General features: G+C 71.7%; 20 protein-coding genes. 13 read left to right on the top strand and 7 right to left on the bottom strand.

Going from position 1 to position 20,839, the window contains the following annotated elements:
* Window positions 1-57: 57 nt before the first annotated feature.
* Window positions 58-516, top strand: a complete 459-nt coding sequence (locus ACZ7CF_RS26215; protein WP_360391168.1) for a cysteine dioxygenase — start codon at window positions 58-60, stop codon at window positions 514-516.
* On the opposite strand, the gene ACZ7CF_RS26210 is transcribed toward ACZ7CF_RS26215, so the two are convergent.
* Window positions 497-1,141, bottom strand: a complete 645-nt coding sequence (locus tag ACZ7CF_RS26210; RefSeq protein WP_470370804.1) for a pyridoxamine 5'-phosphate oxidase family protein — start codon at window positions 1,139-1,141, stop codon at window positions 497-499. The two genes, ACZ7CF_RS26215 and ACZ7CF_RS26210, sit on opposite strands and share 20 nt — an antisense overlap.
* 71 nt (window positions 1,142-1,212) lie before the next feature.
* Here ACZ7CF_RS26210 and pdxR point away from each other — a divergent pair, with 71 nt between their 5' ends.
* Complete coding sequence (gene pdxR, locus ACZ7CF_RS26205) at window positions 1,213-2,580, top strand: MocR-like pyridoxine biosynthesis transcription factor PdxR (RefSeq protein WP_470370803.1); 1,368 nt, start codon at window positions 1,213-1,215, stop codon at window positions 2,578-2,580.
* On the opposite strand, the gene ACZ7CF_RS26200 is transcribed toward pdxR, so the two are convergent.
* Entirely contained in the window at window positions 2,564-3,526 is a 963-nt protein-coding gene (locus tag ACZ7CF_RS26200; RefSeq protein ID WP_470370802.1) for a GNAT family N-acetyltransferase, read from the bottom strand. The genes pdxR and ACZ7CF_RS26200 overlap by 17 nt on opposite strands.
* Window positions 3,527-3,593: 67 nt before the next feature.
* Between ACZ7CF_RS26200 and ACZ7CF_RS26195 the strand changes: the two genes are divergently transcribed.
* Complete coding sequence (locus ACZ7CF_RS26195; protein ID WP_458430583.1) at window positions 3,594-4,643, top strand: D-alanine--D-alanine ligase family protein; 1,050 nt, start codon at window positions 3,594-3,596, stop codon at window positions 4,641-4,643.
* On the opposite strand, the gene ACZ7CF_RS26190 is transcribed toward ACZ7CF_RS26195, so the two are convergent.
* The gene (locus tag ACZ7CF_RS26190) at window positions 4,640-5,203 is read right to left on the bottom strand and encodes a DUF3515 domain-containing protein (RefSeq protein ID WP_470370801.1); all 564 of its coding nucleotides are present in this window, start codon (window positions 5,201-5,203) and stop codon (window positions 4,640-4,642) included. The genes ACZ7CF_RS26195 and ACZ7CF_RS26190 overlap by 4 nt on opposite strands.
* A gap of 23 nt (window positions 5,204-5,226) precedes the next feature.
* Window positions 5,227-5,460: an Lrp/AsnC ligand binding domain-containing protein gene (locus ACZ7CF_RS26185; RefSeq protein WP_053736927.1), complete on the bottom strand. Its 234-nt coding sequence runs from the start codon at window positions 5,458-5,460 to the stop codon at window positions 5,227-5,229.
* A 97-nt stretch (window positions 5,461-5,557) separates the two neighbouring features.
* On the opposite strand from ACZ7CF_RS26185, the gene ACZ7CF_RS26180 reads away from it, so the two are divergent.
* The 4 genes from ACZ7CF_RS26180 to ACZ7CF_RS26165 are packed head-to-tail and all read left to right on the top strand — an operon-like array spanning window position 5,558 to window position 8,219.
* Window positions 5,558-6,526, top strand: a complete 969-nt coding sequence (locus ACZ7CF_RS26180) for a thiamine-phosphate kinase (protein ID WP_360391152.1) — start codon at window positions 5,558-5,560, stop codon at window positions 6,524-6,526.
* A 10-nt stretch (window positions 6,527-6,536) separates the two neighbouring features.
* Window positions 6,537-6,992, top strand: a complete 456-nt coding sequence (locus ACZ7CF_RS26175; RefSeq protein WP_360391149.1) for a GNAT family N-acetyltransferase — start codon at window positions 6,537-6,539, stop codon at window positions 6,990-6,992.
* A 10-nt stretch (window positions 6,993-7,002) separates the two neighbouring features.
* A complete protein-coding gene (locus ACZ7CF_RS26170; protein WP_360391146.1) occupies window positions 7,003-7,524 on the top strand; it encodes a gamma carbonic anhydrase family protein in 522 nt (173 codons plus the stop codon).
* Window positions 7,525-7,544: 20 nt separating this feature from the next.
* Window positions 7,545-8,219, top strand: coding sequence for a uracil-DNA glycosylase (locus tag ACZ7CF_RS26165; RefSeq protein ID WP_470370800.1), 675 nt, complete (start codon window positions 7,545-7,547; stop codon window positions 8,217-8,219).
* 137 nt (window positions 8,220-8,356) lie between these two features.
* Here ACZ7CF_RS26165 and rpmB read toward each other — a convergent pair whose 3' ends face one another.
* Complete coding sequence (gene rpmB / locus ACZ7CF_RS26160; protein ID WP_030467945.1) at window positions 8,357-8,548, bottom strand: 50S ribosomal protein L28; 192 nt, start codon at window positions 8,546-8,548, stop codon at window positions 8,357-8,359.
* 148 nt (window positions 8,549-8,696) lie between these two features.
* Between rpmB and ACZ7CF_RS26155 the strand changes: the two genes are divergently transcribed.
* Complete coding sequence (locus tag ACZ7CF_RS26155) at window positions 8,697-10,307, top strand: DAK2 domain-containing protein (protein ID WP_458430584.1); 1,611 nt, start codon at window positions 8,697-8,699, stop codon at window positions 10,305-10,307.
* Between the two features lie 14 nt (window positions 10,308-10,321).
* On the top strand, window positions 10,322-12,484 hold the full coding sequence (gene recG, locus ACZ7CF_RS26150; protein WP_360391140.1) for an ATP-dependent DNA helicase RecG: 2,163 nt from the start codon (window positions 10,322-10,324) through the stop codon (window positions 12,482-12,484).
* A 349-nt stretch (window positions 12,485-12,833) separates the two neighbouring features.
* Here recG and ACZ7CF_RS26145 read toward each other — a convergent pair whose 3' ends face one another.
* Window positions 12,834-14,180 carry a hypothetical protein gene (locus ACZ7CF_RS26145; protein ID WP_470370799.1) on the bottom strand — a complete coding sequence of 449 codons (1,347 nt, stop codon included), beginning with the start codon at window positions 14,178-14,180 and terminating at the stop codon, window positions 12,834-12,836.
* A gap of 318 nt (window positions 14,181-14,498) precedes the next feature.
* Here ACZ7CF_RS26145 and ACZ7CF_RS26140 point away from each other — a divergent pair, with 318 nt between their 5' ends.
* The 4 genes from ACZ7CF_RS26140 (at window position 14,499) to coaD (ending at window position 20,383) form a co-directional block, all read left to right on the top strand.
* The gene (locus tag ACZ7CF_RS26140) at window positions 14,499-17,876 is read left to right on the top strand and encodes a pyruvate carboxylase (RefSeq protein ID WP_470370798.1); all 3,378 of its coding nucleotides are present in this window, start codon (window positions 14,499-14,501) and stop codon (window positions 17,874-17,876) included.
* 118 nt (window positions 17,877-17,994) lie between these two features.
* A complete protein-coding gene (locus tag ACZ7CF_RS26135; RefSeq protein WP_360391131.1) occupies window positions 17,995-19,068 on the top strand; it encodes an MBL fold metallo-hydrolase in 1,074 nt (357 codons plus the stop codon).
* Between the two features lie 224 nt (window positions 19,069-19,292).
* Complete coding sequence (gene rsmD / locus ACZ7CF_RS26130) at window positions 19,293-19,847, top strand: 16S rRNA (guanine(966)-N(2))-methyltransferase RsmD (protein WP_470370797.1); 555 nt, start codon at window positions 19,293-19,295, stop codon at window positions 19,845-19,847.
* Window positions 19,848-19,900: 53 nt separating this feature from the next.
* Complete coding sequence (coaD, locus tag ACZ7CF_RS26125; RefSeq protein ID WP_360391126.1) at window positions 19,901-20,383, top strand: pantetheine-phosphate adenylyltransferase; 483 nt, start codon at window positions 19,901-19,903, stop codon at window positions 20,381-20,383.
* On the opposite strand, the gene ACZ7CF_RS26120 is transcribed toward coaD, so the two are convergent.
* A complete protein-coding gene (locus ACZ7CF_RS26120; protein ID WP_470370855.1) occupies window positions 20,380-20,820 on the bottom strand; it encodes a GNAT family N-acetyltransferase in 441 nt (146 codons plus the stop codon). The two genes, coaD and ACZ7CF_RS26120, sit on opposite strands and share 4 nt — an antisense overlap.
* Between the last annotated feature and the right edge of the window lie 19 nt (window positions 20,821-20,839).

The raw sequence follows: 20,839 nt of genomic DNA, 5'->3' as shown, positions 1-20,839 counted from the left end.
GGCGATAGTCCCGCGTCCTCTTTTCGCGCATTCGCCATGGTTAGGACAGTTCTTCCCATGTTCGCCGTTCCCGAGAACACCGTCGTGCTCCCCGAGAGCTCCGCGCTGCTGCACCCCGTCCGGGTGGCGCTGGCGGTCGCCGCCGACCGCTCCCGGTGGGCCCACCTGCTGCGCTACGACCCGGAGGAGCGCTTCTCGACGCTGGTGGAGAAGACCGCCGACCAGGAGATCTGGCTCATGAGCTGGCTCCCCGGTCAGACGGCCTCCCTGCACGACCACGCCGTGACCACCGGTGCGTTCACCGTGGTCAGCGGCGTGCTCACCGAGGTCGTGACGACGAAGATCCAGGTCGTGCACACGCTGCACACCGGTCAGTCGCGCGTGTGGGGCCCCGGCTACGTGCACCACGTGCGCAACGACGGCGTCGACCCGGCCGTGTCGGTCCACGTGTACCGGCACGGTTCGCGCGCCATGACCCCGTACCGCTACGACCCGGTCAACGGCCCCGTGCGCTGACGTGCGGCGGGACGGGCTTGTCCGTCTCGTGCGGCACGGGCGCGCCCCACGTCGTGAGGAGCGGCATGTGCCCGCCCCACACCAGGTTCGCCGCCAGGTCCTCCGGGTCCTCGCCGGGTCCGCCGTCGCGCACCTTCACGCTGGCCTCGGTCAGGTCGAGCTCCAGCGCGACCGTCGCGGCCAGCTCCTTCCGGTTGGGCCGGCGCGCGTAGTCCCAGCTGCCAGGGGTGACGTGCTCGACGATGACCTTGAGCGCGTGCTCGGGGTCCTCGGCGACCCGCGCGGTGCCGTGGATGATCGCCGACCGGTAGTTCATCGAGTGGTGGAACACCGAGCGCGAGTAGACGACGCCGTCGACGAGCGTGACCGACACGCACACCGGCTTGCCCTCCAGCATGCTCCTGATGGACCGTGAGCCCGTCGAGCCGTGCAGGAAGATCCGGTTGCCGTCCCGCCCGTACGCGGTGGGGATGAGGAACGGGGCGCCGTCGACCTCCACGGCGAGGTGGCACACCAGTCCGGCGTCGAGGATGTCGTAGAGCACCCGGCGGTCTTCGACCGCTCTCTTCTTGCCGCGGACGACGGTGCTGCGCGGGGTGGGGGAGAGCTGCACGTCAGTGGTCATGCGCACCACTCTGACGGTCCAAGTGGCATCATTGAAGCGCCATTTTCGATCGATCTGAGAAGGCCACTTTGGTGGAGACCGCACTGCCCGTCGCCCTTGACCGCGAGTCGCCGGAGCCGCTCGCCGTGCAGCTGGCCGACGCCCTGCGCGCCGCGGCGTCCGAAGGCCGGTTGCGCGCGGGCGACCGCTTGCCGTCCACACGCGCGCTCGCCGAACGCCTCGGAGTGTCCCGCACGGTGACCGCCGCCGCCTACGACCAGCTGCACGCCGAGGGCTGGATCGCCGGCCGGCACGGTTCCGGCACCTACGTGACGACGACGCCGCCCGGCCCCATGCGCAAACGTTCGCGCAAGGCCGTCGTGCCCGCCATCACCGACTTCGTCGACCTCGGCACCGGCGCCCCCTGGGCCGGTGGCCTCGACCGCGCGGCCTGGCGCCGCGCCTGGCGGGCCGCCGCGGACGCACCCCCGCTGTCCCGCCCGGAACGCGCGGGCCTGCCCGAGTACCGCGAGGCCATCGCCGAGCACCTGCTGCGCCACCGCGGCCTGGCCGTGAACGCCGAACCCGTGCTCGCCACCGGCGGCACCACGGCCGTGCTCACCGAGATCGCGGTGGCGGTGCTGCACCGGGGCGACGCCGTGGCCGTGGAGGAACCCGGCTACCAGCGCGCGGTCGGCGTGTTCCGCGCGGCGGGCCTGAAGGTCGTCCCGGCCGCGGTCGACGCCGAGGGCCTGCTGCCCGGCGCCGTGCCCGCGGGCGTCCGCGCCGTCTACTGCTCGCCCGCCCACCAGTACCCGCTCGGCGGCCGCATGTCCGCCGGCCGCCGCGTGGCACTGGTCGAGCGCGCGCGCCGGGACGGATGGCTGGTCATCGAAGACGACTACGACGGCGAGCTCCGCTACGACGTGGCGCCGCTCCCGTCGCTCGCGGCACTGGCCCCGGACGTCGTCGTCCACCTCGGCACCACCAGCAAGATCCTCACCCCGACCCTGGGCGCCGGCTGGATGGTCGCCCCCGAGCACATCGCCACCGCGGTCCTCGAACACCGCGACCTCACCGGCACCAGTCCCGCCGCCGCGGGCCAGCGCGTGGTGGTCGAGCTCGCCCGCACCGGCGACCTCGGCCGCCACCTCCGCAAGCTCCGCCGCGAGCTCGCCGAACGCCGCGCCCTGATCGTCGACACCTTCGCCGGCGCGGGGATCGAGGTCCTCGGCGACGACGCGGGCGCGCACGTCGTGGTCCTGCTGCCGAACGCGGACGCGGAGCGCGAGGTGATGAAGCGGGCACTGGAACGCGGCCTGCGCGTGGACGGCCTGGCCCGCCACTTCGTGAACCGCGCCCGGTGGCACGGGCTGGCCATCGGGTACAGCGCCTGCTCGCGGGAACAGCTGATCAGCGCCCTGCCGGTGCTCACCGAACTGCTCAGCAGGGCCGGCTGACCGTCACGAACTCCCGGGCGTCGACGAACCCGAGCCGGTGGTTCACCCGGATCATGTGGACGTTGTCCGCGTTGGTCTGCGTCTCGACGAGCTCCAGTCCCGGCCGGTCCGCGAGCAGCCACCGCAGCATGTGCGCCTTGACCACCCGGCCGAGCCCGCGGCCGCGGTGCGCGGGCATCACCACCGTGTCCTCCTGGTACACCGAGGTCAGGTTCGACGGGTAGAGCGACATCTCGGTCAGCGCGACGACCTCGTCACCGTGCACGGCGACGACGATGCGCTGCTCGACACCCGCCGCCCTCGACAGCGCCTCCTTGGCGCGCACCTGCTCGGGCGTCCAGGCGGGAGCGACGAGCACGATGCCCTCCGCCGGGGCGTCCGCGATCGACTGCCTGGTCGTGGCGACCGACGCCAGCAGGTGCTCCGGCGTCGCGTTGGTCCACTGCTGCACGCGGTACCCGTCCGGCACCGGCACGTCCCACAGCGCGGGGTCGACGTCCGCGATCCTCAGCTCCTGCCACAGCCGGTGCGCACCCACCGTGAACCCGCGTGCGACCGCCCACTTCTCGCCCGCGCTGCCCCTGGGCACCCACAGGTTCTCGAACGTCTCCCTGTCCCTGGCGCACAGCTCGGCCAGCAACGCCTCCAGCACCTCGGTGCCGACGCCCTGCCCGCGATGACGGGGGTGCACCTCGATCCCACCGGCGGCGATCTTGGCGTTCTCGTCCGGCGGCAACGCCACCGACGCCGCGGCCACCACCACCCCGTCCCGGACGGCGATGCGGTGGACGACCTCGCCGTGCTCCACGCGCGGGTTCCGCAGCCCGCGCGCGATCCGCTCCCCGTCCGGCACCGGCCCAGCGGGGTCGTCCACGGTCTGGGCCGCGATCCGCAGTGCGACGCAACCGTCCAGATCGTCGAGGTCGAGCGGTCTGATCTCCAGCACGGACGCCACGCTGACGGCCACCAACGTGTCATCAGGGGCAATCGCCCAAACGGGTAGGGTCGCCCGCATGACGCAGCGCAAGACGAGGGTGGCCGTGGTGTTCGGCGGCCGCAGCTCCGAGCACGAGGTCTCCTGCCAGTCCGCCAAGAGCGTGCTGCCGCACCTGGACCCCGACCGCTTCGAGGTGGTGCCGATCGGCATCACGCCGCAGGGGCAGTGGGCGCTCGGCACGGACCCGAGCGCGCTGGAGGCGGGCGCCGGCAACCTCCCGACGCTGCGCAACCGGACCGTCGTCGCGGTCGAGCCGGGGCAGGCGCTCGAAGGCGTCGACGTCGTGTTCCCGCTGCTGCACGGCGCGTGGGGCGAGGACGGCACGATCCAGGGCCTGCTGGAGCTGGGCGGCCTGCCGTACGTGGGGCCGGGCGTGTTCGCCAGCGCCGCCGCCATGGACAAGGTCTTCGCGAAGAAGCTGCTGCAGGCCGAGGGGCTGCCGGTCGGCACGTTCGTCGCGCTCGACCGCGCCGCCACCACGCTCACCCTCGACGAGCGCGAGCTGCTGGGACTGCCGGTGTTCGTGAAGCCGTCGCGCGCCGGCTCGTCGGTGGGCATCACGAAGATCAGCGACTGGGCCGACCTCGACGCCGCCGTCTTCGAGGCCCGTCAGCACGACCCGAAGGTCATCGTCGAGTCGGCCGTGCCGAACGCGCGGGAGATCGAGTGCGCGGTGCTCGAGTTCCCCGACGGCCGGGTCGAGGCGTCGCTGCCCGCCGAGCTGCGGCCGGTGGGCGAGGGCGTCGAGTGGTACGACTTCAACGCCAAGTACGTCGACGACTCCTACGAGTCCGACATCCCGGCGAAGCTCGACGACGACATCACCGCGCGGCTGCGCGAGATGGCCGTCACCGCGTTCAAGGCGCTCGACTGCCAGGGCCTGTCCAGGGTGGACTTCTTCCTCACCGAGGACGACCAGCTGATCATCAACGAGCTGAACACCATGCCCGGCTTCACGCCGATCTCCATGTACCCCAAGGCGTGGGCGGCGACCGGTGTGGACTTCGCCACGCTGTTGACCACGCTCGTGGAGACGGCGGTCGCGCGCGGGTCCGGCCTGCGCTAGGGCGAGGTCCTGACCGGCTGCTTCGGCAGCAGGTCGCGCACCGTCGTGGAGATGTCCTGCAACGGTCCGGTGCCCGCGTCGTCGGGCACCGTCAGCGCCACGTGCACGCTGCGGTCGACGACCACCCACGTCGAGGTGCCCGAGCCGGGCAGTTGCAGCCACTGCACGTCGGAGATCACCCGCAGCTGGGCCGACGGGGTCAGCTCGGCCGGCCGCGGCAGGCCGCAGCGCAGCACCACCGGGTCGTGCCGGGCGTCACCCCACGCGACGGCGCCGGCGGGTGCGGGCGTGGCGATCTCCCGGCGCGGCAGCATGTCCTTGCCGGACGGCAGGCCCACCGGCAGCTTCTCGACCAGCGAGGTGCACTGCGGTGAACCGGCGTCCGGCGCGTCGATCGAGACCAGCGCGAGCGGGCCCGACCGGCCGGGGACGTCCTCGACCTGGTTCCCCGTGCCCAGCACGAGGCCGAGCCCGGCGACACCGATGGCGAGGAGCACGGCGAGCCCGACCGCCAGGACGAGCGGCCGGGACAGCGCCGACGTGGATTCCTGCTGAGTCACCCGGCTATGACAACACGGGCTGGCTAGAGGTGGACCACCGGGCAGGTGAGCGTCCTGGTGATCCCCTCGACGTTCTGGATGCGCGCCACCACGAGCTGGCCGAGCTGGTCGACGGTGTCGGCCTCGGCGCGGACGATGACGTCGTACGGACCGGTGACGTCCTCGGCGGTGGCGACGCCGGTGATGCCGGAGATCTCGGAGGCGACTGCAGCGGCCTTGCCGACCTCGGTCTGGATGAGGATGTATGCATGCACCACGGCGTGCCCCTTCGTCGCGACAGGTTGGGTCGAGGTAGGAACGTGTCACGCAACGTACCCCAGTTGGGGTTCCGAATGCTCAGATTGGGAGGCAACTTTGCGTCCGGAGCCGCCGCACGACGCGGAGACGGTCGCCGACGTGGGTGAGTTCGATCTCATCCACCGGGTGACGACCGGTCGGGCGCAGCCTGAGACGACCGTCCTCGGTCCCGGTGACGACGCGGCCGTGGTGGCCGTGCCGGACGGGCGTGTCGTCGCGTCGATGGACGTGCTGGTCGAGGGTGTCCACTTCAGACTCGACTGGTCCAGTCCTGAGCAGGTGGGCCGAAAAGCAGCCGCGGTGAACCTCGCGGACGTCGTCGCGATGGGGGCGTTGCCGTCCGGTCTGCTCGTCGGCGTGGCGTGCCCGCCGGACACCCCCGCGGCGACGATCACCGGGATCATGGCGGGCCTGTGGGAGGAGGCGGCCAAGGCCGGCGCGGGCGTCGTCGGCGGCGACATGGTCAGCTCCGCCACGCTGGTGATCTCCATCACGGCCATGGGCGACATGAACGGGCTCGAGCCGGTCACGAGGTCGGGAGCGCTCGTCGGCGACGTCGTGGCGGTCACCGGACGGCTCGGCTGGGCGGCAGCGGGACTGGCCGTGCTGGGGCGCGGTTTCCGCTCCCCGGTCGGCATCGTCAACGCCCAGCGCACCCCGGAACCGCCCTACGAGGAGGGTCCCAGGGCCGCGGAGGCCGGCGCGACAGCGATGATCGACGTCTCCGACGGCCTGCTGCAGGACCTCGGCCACATCGCCGACTCGTCGGGCGTGGCGATCGACATCCGCACCGAGCTGCTGCCGCTGCACCCGCGCCTGCTGGACGTGGCGTCCGCGCTCGGCGGCGACGCGCGGCACTGGGCGCTGACCGGCGGGGAGGACCACGCGCTGGCCGCGACCTTCCCCGGTCCCAAGTCCGTGCCGGAGGGCTGGACCACGATCGGCACGGTCCGCGCGGGCAGCGGTGTCACGGTCGACGGCAGGGCGTACGAGAAACCCCCTGGCTGGGAGCACTGGCGCGCGTAGACTGCAGGTCGTGGAACTATGCACGCGCACGTATGACCATCCAGACTCGGTCAAGCTGATCGAGGACCTCCAGCAGGTCTTCGTCGAGCGCTACGGCGAGGAGGACGTGACGCCGGTCGACCCGGCCCAGTTCGCCGCTCCGCTCGGCTACTTCGTGGTCGGCTACCTCGACGGCACGCCCGTGGCGTGCGGCGGCTGGCGCGTGCACCAGGAGCTCGACGGCGCCGCCGAGATCAAGCGCATGTACGTCGCCGAGGCGCTGCGCGGCCGTGGCCTCTCCCGCCTCGTCCTCACGAACCTGGAGGACACCGCGCGCAAGGCCGGCCACAAGCAGATGGTGCTGGAAACCGGTACCCGCCAGCCCGAGGCCATCGGCCTGTACCTGGCCACCGGCTACGAGCGCATCGCGAACTTCGGCGTCTACCGCGACCACCCGGACAGCCGCTGCTACGGCAAGCCGTTGTAGGTTCGCCTCCATGGCCATCTACGCGCTCGGGGACTACACGCCGCAGATCCACCCGGACGCGTACGTGCACCCCGATGCCACGGTGATCGGTGACGTCCGGATCGGCGCGCATTCGTCGGTGTGGCCCCAGGCCGTTCTTCGCGGCGATTACGGCCGAATCGTGATCGACGAACGCACTTCGGTCCAGGACGGCACGGTGATCCATTGCACCGAGGTGCACCCCGTGCACATCGGCTCGGGGTGCGTCATCGGGCACAACGTCCACATCGAGGGCGCGACCGTCGCCGACGACTGCCTGATCGCGTCGGGATCGGTGGTGCTCAACGGTTCCATCGTGGAAAAGGGCGCGATCGTCGGCGCCGGTGCCGTGGTCTCGTTCGACGGCCACGTCCGCGAACGCACGATGGTGCTCGGAGTTCCCGCACGAGAACGGGCCGGTTATGTCGTGCCCGAACAGGCGTGGGCATTCATCGTCGACAAATACGTGCAGAACATCGCGGTGTACCGGGAGAACCTCCGGCGCCTGGATTGAGTGGGATAGGGTTCACAGTCGTGGCTCGTCCCCTCAACGAAGTTGTCGAAGCCGGTTGGGCTGAAGCTCTCGCCCCCGTCGCTGACCAGATCGCCGCCATGGGTGAGTTCCTGCGCGCGGAGGTCGCCGCCGGCCGCACCTACCTGCCCGCGGGCGAGAACGTGCTGCGCGCGTTCCAGCAGCCGTTCCACCAGGTGAAGGTGCTCATCGTCGGCCAGGACCCGTACCCGACACCCGGCCACGCGGTCGGCCTGTCGTTCTCCGTGGCACCCGACGTGCGGCCGATCCCCAAGTCGCTCATCAACATCTACAAGGAGTACGCGGAGGACCTGGGACACCCGATCCCGTCCAACGGTGACCTCACCCCGTGGGCGGAGCGGGGTGTGCTGCTGCTCAACAGGGCCCTCACCGTCCAGCCCGGCAAGGCGAACTCCCACCAGGGCAAGGGCTGGGAGGCCGTCACCGAGCAGGCGATCAAGGCGCTCGCCGCCCGTGAGGCGCCGCTGGTCTCGATCCTGTGGGGCCGCAACGCGCGCAACCTGCGCCCGCTGCTCGAACCGCTGCCCGCCATCGAGTCCGCGCACCCGTCACCGCTGTCCGCGCACTCCGGGTTCTTCGGCTCGAAGCCGTTCAGCCGCGCCAACGAGCTGCTGGAGAAGCAGGGCGCAGAGCCGATCGACTGGAAGCTGCCGTAATCCGTCGTCCCCCGCACGCTTCGCGCCGATGGCGGCGCGCGGGGGACGATCCCAGGCCGTTGCGCAGGACCCCGGAACGCGAGAAGAGCCCGGCCGGAGCCGGGCTCTTCTCGTAGATCACGAACTGTGGCGGGGTATCAGCCGCGCACGACCTTGCCCGCCTTCAGGCAGGAGGTGCACACGTTGATGCGCTGGCGCTGCGAGGCCGAAACCTTCGCGCGCACGGACTGGATGTTCGGGTTCCAGCGGCGGTTCGTCTTCCGCTGGGAGTGCGAAACCGAATGGCCGAAGCCCGGCCCCTTGCCACAGACGTCGCACACGGCAGCCACGTCAGCCACTCCTTCAGGTTCCTCAAGCGGTAAGTCTCGCGTCCCGGTGGGCGCGCAAGCGTGCACAAGCCTCAACCGGGCACGGCAACCCAGTCAGGGTAGCCGGTGGCCGCACCGGTGACCAAACCGGGTGGATACCCTCCCCGCCATGCAGGTCATGGATGCGGTCGCGGTGCGCAGGTGGGCGGACGCGTGCGTGCGGTCGCTGGACGCCAACCGGGCGTCGATCGACCAGATCAACGTCTTCCCAGTGCCCGACGGCGACACGGGCACGAACCTGCTGCACACGATGCAGTCGGCGCTCGACGCGTTGCTGCGCTCGCCCATGACGACCGTGGGGGACGCGCTGTCGGCACTGGCCCGCGGCGCGCTCGCCGGGGCCCGCGGCAACTCGGGCGTGATCCTGTCGCAGGTGCTCAGGGGCCTGGCGGAGACCGCGCAGGGCATCTCGGAGGTGTCCGGGGCCGCGCTGCGCAGGGCCCTGCAGCGGTCCGACGAGCTGGCCACCGCGGCGGTGTCCAAGCCCGTTCCCGGCACGGTCCTGTCGGTGCTGCACGCGGCCGCGGAAGCCGCCCGCGACTGCCCGTCCGACGAGCTCGACGAGGTGGTCGTGGCGGCCTCCCGCGCGAGTGCCGCCGCGCTGGCCGACACCCCCCGCCAGCTCGCCGTCCTGGCCAAGGCCGGGGTGGTCGACGCCGGTGGCCGAGGGCTGGTTGTGTTGTTGGACACACTGGCCGCGGTGATCACCGGTCAGGCCGTCGAGACGCCCGTGGACGCGCCGCTGCTGCCGCGCACGCCCGAGTCGCTCACCACCGAGCGGGAGAGCGGCTCGTCGGAGTTCGAGTACGAGGTCATGTACCTGCTCGACGACACCTCCGAGAAGGCCGTGGACGAGCTGCGGGCCACGTTGACCGGGCTCGGCGACTGCGTGTCCGTCGTCGGCGACGGCGCTTCGCTGTGGACCGTGCACGTGCACTGCAACGACATCGGCGCGGCCATCGAGTCCGGTGTGCGCGCTGGGCGTCCACACCGCATCACGGTGGCGCGCTTCGCCGACCAGATCGCGGCGCAGGCCTCCCGGTTCGTGCGCGACCGGGCGATCGTGGTGGTGGTCAGCGGAGCCGTGGACCTGTTCCGCGCCGAGGGCGCCACCGTGTTCGACCTCGCATCTTCTTCGGCGACGCCCACGGACCTGTTGTCCGCCATCGTGTCGACGCGCGCGCGTCACGTCGCCGTGCTGCCGGGGGACCCGGACATCCGCGAGGCGCTGGAAGAGGCCGTGGCGTACGCACAGGCCGCAGGACAGGACGTGGTGGTGGTGCCCACCCTGTCGCCGGTGCAGGCCCTCGCCGCGTTGGCCGTGCACGACGTCTCACGCCGGGCCGGTGACGACGTTGTCGCGATGGCCGAGGCCGCCGCCGCGACCCGCCGCGGCGAGCTCGCCATCGCCGCCGACGAGGCCATCACGTGGGTGGGCCGCTGCCAGCCCGGTGACCTCCTGGGCATGCTGGACGGCGAGGTCGTGCTGATCGAGCCCGGCCCGGCGGTTCCCGAGTCGTTGCTGGACCTGTCCTGCCGGCTGGTCGACCGCATGCTGTCCGGCGGCGGCGAGCTGGTGACCGTGCTGCTGGGAGCGGACGCCCCCGGCGGCCTGGTCGACGTGCTGGAGGACCACCTCCGCGTCACCCACCCGGAGGTCGAGGTGACCGCCTACCCCGGCGGCCAGCCGGACGCGGTGATTTTTGTCGGTGTCGAGTAGTTCAATGGGACGCGATGATCTCCTTCGACGACAAGCTGCAGCCGCTGCTCGGCAAGAAGTCCGCCGACGCGCTGGAGACCGGCCTCGGCCTCACGACGGTCGGTGACCTGCTGCGCCACTACCCGCGCCGCTACGACGAGCGCGGGCAGCTGACCGACATCAAATCGCTGGAAATCGACGAGCACGTCACCGTGCAGGCCGAGGTCCGCAAGTGCCAGAAGCGGCAGATGAAGGCGCGCCGCGGCCAGATGACCGAGGCCGTCATCACCGACGGCACCTCCGAGCTGCACCTGGTGTTCTTCGGCAAGCCGGCGTTCGTCGCGGAGAAGGAGCTGCTGCCGGGCACGAAGGCGTTGTTCGCGGGCAAGGTCGGCCGCTACCGGCAGAACCTCCAGCTGGTGCACCCGGCGTTCGAGGTCCTCACCCCGGAGTCGGACAGCTCCGCGTTCCTCCAGGCGTTCCTGCCGGTCTACCCGGCCTCGCAGCACATCAACACGTGGAACATCGCCAACTGCGTGAAGCAGCTGCTGGAGGTCTGGGACGGCGTGCCGGAGGACCCGCTGCCCGCCGACTTCCGCGCCGAGCACGGCCTGATCGGTCTGGAGGAGGCGCTCCGCGCGATCCACCGCCCGGAGAGCTGGGCGCAGATCTCCGTGGCGCAGCAGCGGTTGAAGTGGGACGAGGCCCTGGCCGTGCAGCTCGCACTGGCCCAGCGCCGCAAGTCCGCCACGGCCCGCCCGGCCCCCTCGTGCGCCCGCCGCTCCGGCGGCATTCTGGACGCGTTCGACGCGCGCCTGCCGTTCACGCTGACGGCGGGCCAGGTGGAGGTGGGCGAGCAGATCTCGTCCGACCTCGCCTCGGTCGTGCCGATGAACCGCCTGCTGCAGGGCGAGGTCGGGTCAGGAAAGACCATGGTCGCGCTGCGGGCGATGCTCCAGGCCGTTGACGCGGGCCGGCAGGCCGCCATGCTCGCCCCGACCGAGGTCCTCGCCGCCCAGCACGCCCGGTCGCTCGCGGAGATGCTCGGCGACCTCGCCCAGGCGGGCCAGCTCGGCGCCGCCGAGACCGCGACCCGCGTGACGCTGCTGACCGGCTCGATGAACACCGCCCAGCGCCGCCAGGCGTTGCTGGACATCGTGACCGGCGAGGCGGGCATCGTCGTGGGAACGCACGCGATCATCCAGGACAAGGTCGAGTTCCACTCGCTGGGCCTGGTCGTCGTCGACGAGCAGCACCGCTTCGGCGTGGAGCAGCGCGCGGCGCTGAGCGCCCGCGGCGAACGCGAGAACCCGCACGTCCTCGTCATGACCGCCACCCCGATCCCGCGCACCGTCGCCATGACCGTCTACGGCGACCTGGAGGTCTCGGCGCTGCGCGAGCTGCCCGGCGGCCGTTCGCCGATCAAGACGTCCGTGGTCCCCGTCCGCGAGAAGCCGGCGTGGCTCGACCGCGCCTTCGCCCGCGTCCGCGAGGAGGTGGCGGCGGGCCACCAGGCCTACTTCGTCTGCCCGCGCATCGGTGACGGCGACGACGAGCCCAAGGGCCCCGACGACGAGGGCAAGCGCCCGGCACTGTCCGTTGTGGACGTGGCGAACACCCTGGTCGCCGGCCCGTTGAAGGGCCTGCGCGTCGAGATCCTGCACGGCCGCATGCCCCCGGACGAGAAGGACGCCGTGATGCGCGCCTTCTCCGCGAACGAGGTCCACGTCCTCGTCGCCACCACGGTCATCGAGGTCGGCGTGAACGTGCCGAACGCGACCGTCATGGCGATCATGGACGCGGACCGGTTCGGCGTCTCCCAGCTGCACCAGCTGCGGGGTCGCGTGGGCCGTGGTTCCGCGCCGGGCCTGTGCCTGCTGGTGACCGAGATGCCGGAGATGACGGCCACCATGGAACGCCTGCGGGCGGTCGAGTCCACGCTGGACGGCTTCGAGCTGGCCCAGCTCGACCTGGAGCTGCGGCGGGAGGGCGACATCCTCGGCGCGGCGCAGTCCGGCAAGCGGTCCGGGCTGAAGATGCTGTCGCTGCTGCGGGACGAGGACGTCATCGCCGACGCCCGTGCCGCGGCCCAGGTGGTGGTCGACGCCGATCCGGACCTGGCCGCGCATCCGGGGCTGGCGGGGATGGTGACGACGCTGCTGACGGACGAACGGGCGGAGTTCCTGGAGAAGGCCTGACGGGCGGCGGACCGCTGACGCCTTCTGCTCGCCTCGCGTGGCCTCACGCGGGTCGTCGTGGACGGGCGGCGGACCGGCGATGCCTTTTGCTCGCGTCGCGTGGCCTCACGTGGATTGTCGTGGACGGGCGGCAGGCCGCCGACGCCTTCTGCTCGCCTCGTGCGGCCCCATGCGGTCGTCGTGGACGGGCGGCAGGCCGCCGACGCCTTCTGCTCGCCCCGCGCGGCCCCATGCGGTCGTCGTGGACCGGCGGCACACCGCCGACGCCCTGATCGACGCGCACGGCAACGAGCGCACGTGCGTCAGTCGGCGGGGAACGGGTCCGTAGCCCCCGTTCCCCCCGGCTGACTCAGCTCTGCGGGCGCTGCTGCTTGGGGAACTGCTCGGTCTTCGGCTCGGAGTCCGGCGAGCCACTGGCCTTCGGACCGCCAGCCTTCGGAGCAGCGGCCTTCGGACCGCCAGCCTTCGGGGCGGCGGCCTCCGCGGCAGCGTCGGAGTCGACCTCGGAGGACGGCAGGGGCTTCAGCGCCGTCATCGCCGCCTCGACCGCGGCCTGGGCCGCGTTGAACTGGGTGGTCAGGTTGTCGTGGGCGGCACGCAGGGCGGCCTCGCGCTCGGCGGCGTGGGCGGCGCGCTGGTCGGCGTCGGCCTTCAGACGCGTCACCGTCTCCTCCGCCTCGCGGACCAGGCCGGTGGCCTTCTCCTGCGCGACGCTCACCAGGCCCACGGCCTTCTCGTCGGCCTCGCGCACGGTCGTCGCGGCGCGAGATTCTGCTTCGGAGACCAGGGCCGCCGCCTTGGTCTCGGCGTCGCCCACGAGGGTCGTCGCCTTCGACTCGGCGTCGTCTACCAGCGCGGTGGCCGCCGCCGTGGCCTCGGACGTGGTCTTCTCGACCCGCGCGAGGGCGTCGGCCTCCAGGTCGGCGATGGCCTTCTCGGTCTCGGTCCGCTTGCTCTTGAGCTCCGCGTCGAGCTTCCGCAGCGCCTCGACGCGGGCGGTCTCGGCCTCGGTGGCGATGCGGTCGGCCTCGGCGCGGGCGTCGGCGAGGACCTTCTGGTGCTCGGCGGTCAGCTTCGCCTTGAAGCCGTCGTACTCCTTGTCGAGCTCGTCGTGGTAGGCCTTGTACTTCTGGTCCAGCTCGACGCGGCGGGCGTCCAGGTCGGCGGACTTGCGGTCGAAGTCGGCCGTCACGCGCTCGCCGGCGGCGCGGACCTCGGCGACCAGCGCCTCGTGCTCGGCGGTGAGCTTCGTGCGCAGCGCCTCGAACTCGGCCTCCAGTTCGGAGCGGCGTTCGGCGAACTGCTTCTCCAGCTCCGTCGTGCGCTGCTGGTGGGCGACCTCGAGCTGCTTGCGGCGGGCCTCGGTCTCGGCGAGCAGGCGCTGGTGGTGCTCGCGCTGCTCGGCGGCGTGCTTGTCGGCCTCGGCGCGGGTCGCGTTCGCCGCGTCCAGCGCGCCCTTGCGGATGTCCGCGATCTCTTCCTCGGCCAGCGTCATCATCACGCGCACGCGCTCGGTGACGTTGGAGGCGTCCACCGGCCGGTTGGCGAGGTTGTGCAGCTGCATCTTGGTCTTGTCGAGGTCGGCGCGCAGCGTGTTCAGCAGCTTCGTCAGCTCCGCCACCTGCGCCGCCGCCGCGTCGCGCGACCTGTTCGAGTTCTTGAGGTCGAACTCCAAGCGGGTGACCCGCTCGTTCACCTGTCGCTGGTTGTAACCACGGAGGACAACGTCGAAATGCGGTGTGCGGGCAGTAGGCTGCCCGGCTCCATCAGCCCCGGCCATATGGCTCACCCTACCGAGATTGTGACCATGATCGTCACTCGATCCGGTCAAACCCACTACCGGCAGGAGTCCGACCGGGTGGCGGGTGTCCGCGCCACGCTCAAACCGCGAGAATCCTCACGGGGCAAGACCGATCAGGATGACACCCATCACGTGAGACAGTCCTCCCAACAGGCAAGAGTCGCACGGTAACGTGCCTGAACTGACCGTCGAGCAACTCCGGGAGGGCAACGGATGTTCCGCAAGGTTCTTGTCGCCAACCGCGGCGAGATCGCGATTCGCGCGTTCCGAGCCGCCTACGAACTGGGCGCGGGAACGGTCGCCGTTTTCCCTCACGAGGACCGCAACTCGCTGCACCGCCTGAAGGCGGACGAGTCGTACGAGATCGGTGAGCCCGGTCACCCGGTGCGCGCCTACCTCTCGGTCGAGGAGGTCATCAAGGCCGCGCGCAAGGCGGGTGCCGACGCGATCTACCCCGGCTACGGCTTCCTGTCGGAGAACCCCGAGCTCGCGATGGCCTGCCGCGAGGCGGGTCTCACGTTCATCGGCCCGGTCGCCGAGGTCCTGGAGCTGACCGGCAACAAGGCGCGCGCCATCGCGGCCGCCCGCGAGGCCGGTCTGCCGGTGCTGGAGTCGAGCGCGCCGTCCTCCGACGTCGACGAGCTGCTCGAAGCGTCGAAGACGATGCGCTTCCCGGTCTTCGTGAAGGCCGTCGCCGGTGGCGGTGGCCGCGGCATGCGCAAGGTCGACGGCCCGGCGGCGCTGCGCGAGGCCCTGGAGGCCGCCTCCCGCGAGGCCGAGTCGGCGTTCGGCGACCCGACGGTGTTCCTGGAGCAGGCCGTCGTCGAGCCGCGCCACATCGAGGTGCAGATCCTCGCCGACGGCCAGGGCAACGTGATCCACCTCTTCGAGCGCGACTGCTCGGTGCAGCGGCGCCACCAGAAGGTCATCGAGATCGCGCCCGCGCCGAACCTGGCGCCCGAGCTGCGCGACCGCATCTGCAACGACGCCGTGAAGTTCGCGCGGCACATCGGCTACCGCAACGCGGGCACCGTGGAGTTCCTGCTCGACCCCCAGGGCAACTACGTCTTCATCGAGATGAACCCGCGCATCCAGGTCGAGCACACGGTCACCGAGGAGGTGACCGACGTCGACCTCGTGCAGTCGCAGATGCGCATCGCCTCCGGTGAGACGCTGGAGGACCTGGGCCTGTCCCAGGACACCGTCCAGCTGCGCGGCGCCGCGCTGCAGTGCCGCATCACCACCGAGGACCCCGCCAACGGGTTCCGCCCGGACACCGGCACGATCAGCGCCTACCGCTCGCCGGGTGGTTCCGGCATCCGCCTCGACGGCGGCACGGCGGGCGCGGGCATGGCGATCAGCCCGCACTTCGACTCGATGCTCGTGAAGCTCACCTGCCGCGGCCGCACCTTCTCGCTCGCCGTCGCCCGCGCGCGCCGCGCGATCGCGGAGTTCCGCATCCGCGGCGTGTCCACGAACATCCCGTTCATCCAGGCCGTGCTGGACGAGCCGGACTTCTTCGAGGGCCGCGTCACCACGTCGTTCATCGAGAAGCGCCCGCACCTGCTGACGGCGCGCCACTCGGCCGACCGCGGCACGCGCCTGCTCACCTACCTCGCCGACGTCACGGTCAACCACCCCAACGGCACCCGCCCCACGGCGGTCGACCCGCGGGAGAAGCTGCCGGCCGTCGACCTCGGCGCCGAGCCGCCCGCCGGGTCCAAGCAGAAGCTCACCGAGCTCGGCCCCGAGGGCTTCGCGCGGTGGCTGCGGGAGAGCAGGGCCGTCGGCGTCACCGACACGACGTTCCGCGACGCCCACCAGTCGCTGCTCGCGACCCGCGTGCGCACCAAGGACCTGCTCGCCGTCGCGCCGCACGTGGCGCGCATGACGCCGGAGCTGCTGTCACTGGAGTGCTGGGGCGGCGCGACCTACGACGTGGCGCTGCGGTTCCTCGCGGAGGACCCGTGGGAGCGGCTCGCTGCGCTGCGCGAGGCGGTGCCGAACATCAACCTGCAGATGCTGCTGCGCGGCCGCAACACGGTCGGCTACACGCCGTACCCGGAGGCCGTGACCAAGGCGTTCGTGCAGGAGGCCACGAACACCGGCATCGACATCTTCCGGATCTTCGACGCCCTCAACGACGTCGAGCAGATGCGCCCGGCGATCGAGGCCGTGCGCGAGACCGGGACGGCCGTGGCCGAGGTCGCGCTCTGCTACACGAGCGACCTGTCCAACCCGGACGAGCGGCTGTACACGCTGGACTACTACCTCAAGCTGGCCGAGCAGATCGTCGGCGCGGGCGCGCACGTGCTGTGCGTCAAGGACATGGCGGGCCTGCTGCGGGCACCGGCCGCGTCCCGGCTGATCACCGCGCTGCGCAAGGAGTTCGACCTCCCGGTCCACCTCCACACGCACGACACGGCGGGCGGCCAGCTCGCGACGTACCTCGCGGCGGTCCAGGCCGGTGTGGACGCGATCGACGGCGCCACCGCGTCGATGGCGGGCACGACCTCGCAGCCGCCGCTGTCGTCGATCGTGGCGCTGACCGACCACACCGAGCACTCCACCGGCCTCGACCTGCAGAACGTCTGCGACCTGGAGCCGTACTGGGAGTCGGTGCGCAAGATCTACGCGCCGTTCGAGTCCGGCATCCCCGGCCCGACCGGTCGCGTCTACCACCACGAGATCCCCGGTGGTCAGCTCTCGAACCTCCGCACCCAGGCCGTCGCGCTGGGCCTCGGGGAGAAGTTCGAGGAGATCGAGTCGATGTACGCCGCGGCCGACCGGATGCTCGGGCACCTGGTGAAGGTGACGCCGTCGTCGAAGGTCGTCGGCGACCTCGCGCTGCACCTCGTGGGCGCCGGTGTCGAGCCGGAGGAGTTCGAGGAGAACCCCGGCAAGTTCGACATCCCCGCCTCGGTGATCGGCTTCCTGCACGGCGAGCTGGGCGACCCGCCCGGCGGCTGGCCGGAGCCGTTCCGCACGAAGGCGCTGGAGGGCCGGTCAGCCCCGAAGCCGGTCGAGGAGCTCTCACCGGAGGACGAGGCGGGTCTCGCGGACGACCGCCGCGCCACGCTGAACCGGCTGCTGTTCCCCGCGCCCACGCGGGAGTTCCTGACCCACCGCGAGGCTTACGGCGACACGTCGGTGCTGCGCTCCAAGGACTTCTTCTACGGCCTGCGCCCCGGTGAGGAGTACTCCGTCGACCTGGAGCCGGGCGTCCGCCTGCTGATCGGCCTGGAGGCGATCTCCGAGGCCGACGCGCGCGGCATCCGCACGGTCATGGCGACCCTGAACGGCCAGCTCCGCCCGATCCAGGTGCGCGACCGCTCGGTGGCCGCCGACGTCCCGGCGGCGGAGAAGGCCGACCGCGGCAACCCCAACCACGTGGCGGCCCCGTTCGCCGGCGTGGTGACGGCCGCCGTGGAGGAGGGCGACTCGGTCGAGGCCGGGCAGACCGTCGCGACGATCGAGGCCATGAAGATGGAGGCCGCGATCACCGCACCGAAGGCGGGTGTGGTGCAGCGCCTGGCGGTGCGCGGCGCCCAGCAGGTGGAGGGCGGCGACCTCCTGATCGTCCTGGAGTGATCTTCGCGTGAGAAGGCCCGGCCGGTGCTCCGGCCGGGCCTTCGTGCTGCGCGGACCGTGGAACTCCACGACGATTCCCTGCGTTGCACCGGTCACCGGGTCAGGAAGAGGGATGGACATGAAGAAGGCGTTGGCCGGGCTGCTCGGGCTCGCGGGCGTGGCGTGGGCGTTGCGGGACGTGCCGAAGCAGCTGGGGGGCAAGCCGGACCCGTTCGAGATGGCGCGCTCACCGCGCTACCGCAACGGCAGGTTCCACAACGACAGGGAGGTCAGCTCGGTCCCCGACCGCGACTCCTTCTCGATGCGCGACTTCCTCTTCGGCGGCGACGACCGCACGCCGTCCGCGCCGGTCCCCCTGGTGGCCCCCTCCGCGCCGGTCGCCTCCGGCCTGCACGTCACCTGGTACGGCCACGCCTCCGCGCTGATCGAGGTCGACGGCGCCGCGGTCCTCGTGGACCCGGTGTGGAGCGACCGCGTCTCGCCGTCCGCGCACCTCGGCCCCAAGCGCCTGCACCCGGTTCCGCACCGGCTGTCCGACCTGCCCGCGGTGAGCGCGGTCGTGATCTCGCACGACCACTACGACCACCTCGACATGGCGACCGTGCGGGAGCTGACCACGACCACGACCGCGGTCTTCGTCGTGCCGCTGGGCCTCGGCGCCCACCTCGCGGCCTGGGACGTGCCCGCCGACCGCGTCGTCGAGCTCGACTGGGACGAGTCGTTCTCCGTGGACGGCTTCACCCTCACCTGCACCGCGGCCCAGCACTTCTCCGGCCGCTCGGTGCAGCGCAACAACACCCTGTGGGCCTCCTGGGTCATCGCCCGCGGCGACCGCTCGGTGTTCTACAGCGGCGACACCGGCTACTTCGCCGGCTACAAGGCGATCGGCGAGGCCCACGGCCCGTTCGACGCGGTGCTCATGCAGGTCGGCGCGTACAACGACGCGTGGCCCGACATCCACATGACGCCCGAGGACGGCGTCCGCGCGTTCGACGACCTCGGCGGCGGGCTGCTCATCCCGGTGCACTGGGCCACGTTCAACCTGGCGCTGCACCCGTGGGGCGAGCCGATCGACCGGGTGTGGCGGGAGGTCAAGGCCCGCGGGATGCGGCTGGCCGTGCCGCGGCCGGGGGAGCGGGTGGACGTGGACGCACCGGGCGAGGTCGACGGGTGGTGGCAGGGGCTGGCCTGAGGCCGGCTCGGCTGTTCCCGGGACCTCGCCCCGGACCCCGGCACTCCCGAAGAAGCCGGGAAGCCACCACCGCCGAAGCCCGCGTGCAGAGCGCTGAACGCCTCGCCTCCGGCTTCGGCCCGAGCGGCGTCGGCCCCGCCCGCTTCGGGCCGACCAGCCCCACGCCGGTCGGGGCCCGCCGCCCGGCCAGGCCCCGCGCTCGCGGCGCCTGGGACGATGAGCCGGTGACACGAATCGTTGCCGGCACCGCGGGCGGCCGCAGGCTCAAGGTGCCGCCCAAGGGCACGCGGCCCACCTCCGAGCGGGTGCGGGAGGCGCTCTTCAGCTCGCTGGAGGCGATGATGGACCTCGACGGCGCCCAGGTACTGGACCTCTACGCCGGGTCGGGCGCGCTGGGGTTCGAGGCGCTCAGCCGGGGTGCGGGGCACGCCACGTTCGTGGAGTCGGACAAGCGGGCGGCCGAGGTGCTCAAGGGCAACGCCAGGGAGCTCGGGTTCGCGAACACGACCGTCGCCAACCGCACGGCCGAGGCGTACGTCACCGCCGAGGGCGGGACGTTCGACGTGGTGTTCGCCGACCCGCCGTACGCGGTGGGGGACGACGAGCTCGCCAAGGTGCTCCGCGGGATCGCGCCGAGGCTCACCGGGGACGCCGTCCTGATCGTCGAACGTGCTTCGCGAAGTGTCGAACCAGCGTGGCCTGACGGGGTGGAACCCTTGCGTGCCAAGCGATACGGGGACACGGCGGTGTACTGGGCGCAAGTGCGTGCCGATGGGTGACGAGAACCACGGACCCGCCTGGCGGCATCCGATCGGGTGCTAACGTCCGGCTCATGACGCGTGCCGTGTACCCCGGCTCCTACGACCCGGTGACCAACGGCCACCTGGACATCATCGGGAGAGCCGCGCACCTGTTCGACGAGGTCGTCGTCGCCGTGCTCATCAACAAGAACAAGCGCACCCTGTTCAACGTCGAGGAGCGGCAGGACATGCTCCGCGACGTCACGTCGCAGTGGGACAACGTGCGGGTGGACTCCTGGCACGGGCTGCTGGTCGACTACTGCCGCGAGAACCACATCAAGGCCATCGTCAAGGGCCTGCGCGCGGTCAGCGACTACGACTACGAGCTGCAGATGGCGCAGATGAACCACCAGCTCACCGGCGTCGACACGCTGTTCATGCAGGCCAGCCCGCAGTACTCGTTCCTGGCGTCGTCGCTGGTCAAGGAAGTGGCGACCTACGGCGGCGACGTGTCGACGCTGCTGCCGGCCAGTGTCGAGCAGCGGCTGCAGCAGCGCCTCGCCGAGACCCGTTAGAGGGCCAGCTTCATCCCCACGTGCGACGCGGTGAAGCCGAGCCGCTCGTAGAACCGGTGCGCATCCACCCGTGACGCGTCCGTCGTCAGCTGGAGCATGCCGCAGCCGCGTGCGCGCGCCTCGTCGGCGGCCCACCGCAGCAGGCGCTCGCCCAGGCCGTTGCCGCGCTGGTCGGAGCGCACCCGGACGGCCTCCACCGTCGCGCGGGTCATGCCCAGGCGGGACAGGCCGGAGGTGAACGTGAGCTGCAGCGTGCCCACCACCTCCCCGCCGGCCTCGGCGACCGCCAGGAGCTGGTGCGGGTCGGCGTCGATGACCGCGAACGCCGCCAGGTACGCCGGGTCGCCCGGCCGCTCCCTGGTCGCGCCCAGCGGGTCGTCGGCGAGCATCGCCACGATCGGGTCCACATCGGCAGCGGTCGCACGCCTGATGATGATCTCCACGGTCCCCCCAAGG

It is taken from the genome of Lentzea sp. NPDC036955 (assembly GCF_055608005.1).
This window is presented reverse-complemented; position numbering and strand designations above follow the sequence as displayed.

Excerpts from the sequence above, each read along its gene's own strand:
- ACZ7CF_RS26215 (WP_360391168.1), top strand. The coding sequence starts at position 58 with ATGTTCGCCGTTCCCGAGAACACCGTCGTGCTCCCCGAGAGCTCCGCG.
- ACZ7CF_RS26210 (WP_470370804.1), bottom strand. The coding sequence starts at position 1,141 with ATGACCACTGACGTGCAGCTCTCCCCCACCCCGCGCAGCACCGTCGTC.
- ACZ7CF_RS26195 (WP_458430583.1), top strand. The coding sequence starts at position 3,594 with ATGACGCAGCGCAAGACGAGGGTGGCCGTGGTGTTCGGCGGCCGCAGC.
- ACZ7CF_RS26170 (WP_360391146.1), top strand. The coding sequence starts at position 7,003 with ATGGCCATCTACGCGCTCGGGGACTACACGCCGCAGATCCACCCGGAC.
- ACZ7CF_RS26155 (WP_458430584.1), top strand. The coding sequence starts at position 8,697 with ATGCAGGTCATGGATGCGGTCGCGGTGCGCAGGTGGGCGGACGCGTGC.
- recG (WP_360391140.1), top strand. The coding sequence starts at position 10,322 with ATGATCTCCTTCGACGACAAGCTGCAGCCGCTGCTCGGCAAGAAGTCC.
- ACZ7CF_RS26140 (WP_470370798.1), top strand. The coding sequence starts at position 14,499 with ATGTTCCGCAAGGTTCTTGTCGCCAACCGCGGCGAGATCGCGATTCGC.
- ACZ7CF_RS26135 (WP_360391131.1), top strand. The coding sequence starts at position 17,995 with ATGAAGAAGGCGTTGGCCGGGCTGCTCGGGCTCGCGGGCGTGGCGTGG.
- coaD (WP_360391126.1), top strand. The coding sequence starts at position 19,901 with ATGACGCGTGCCGTGTACCCCGGCTCCTACGACCCGGTGACCAACGGC.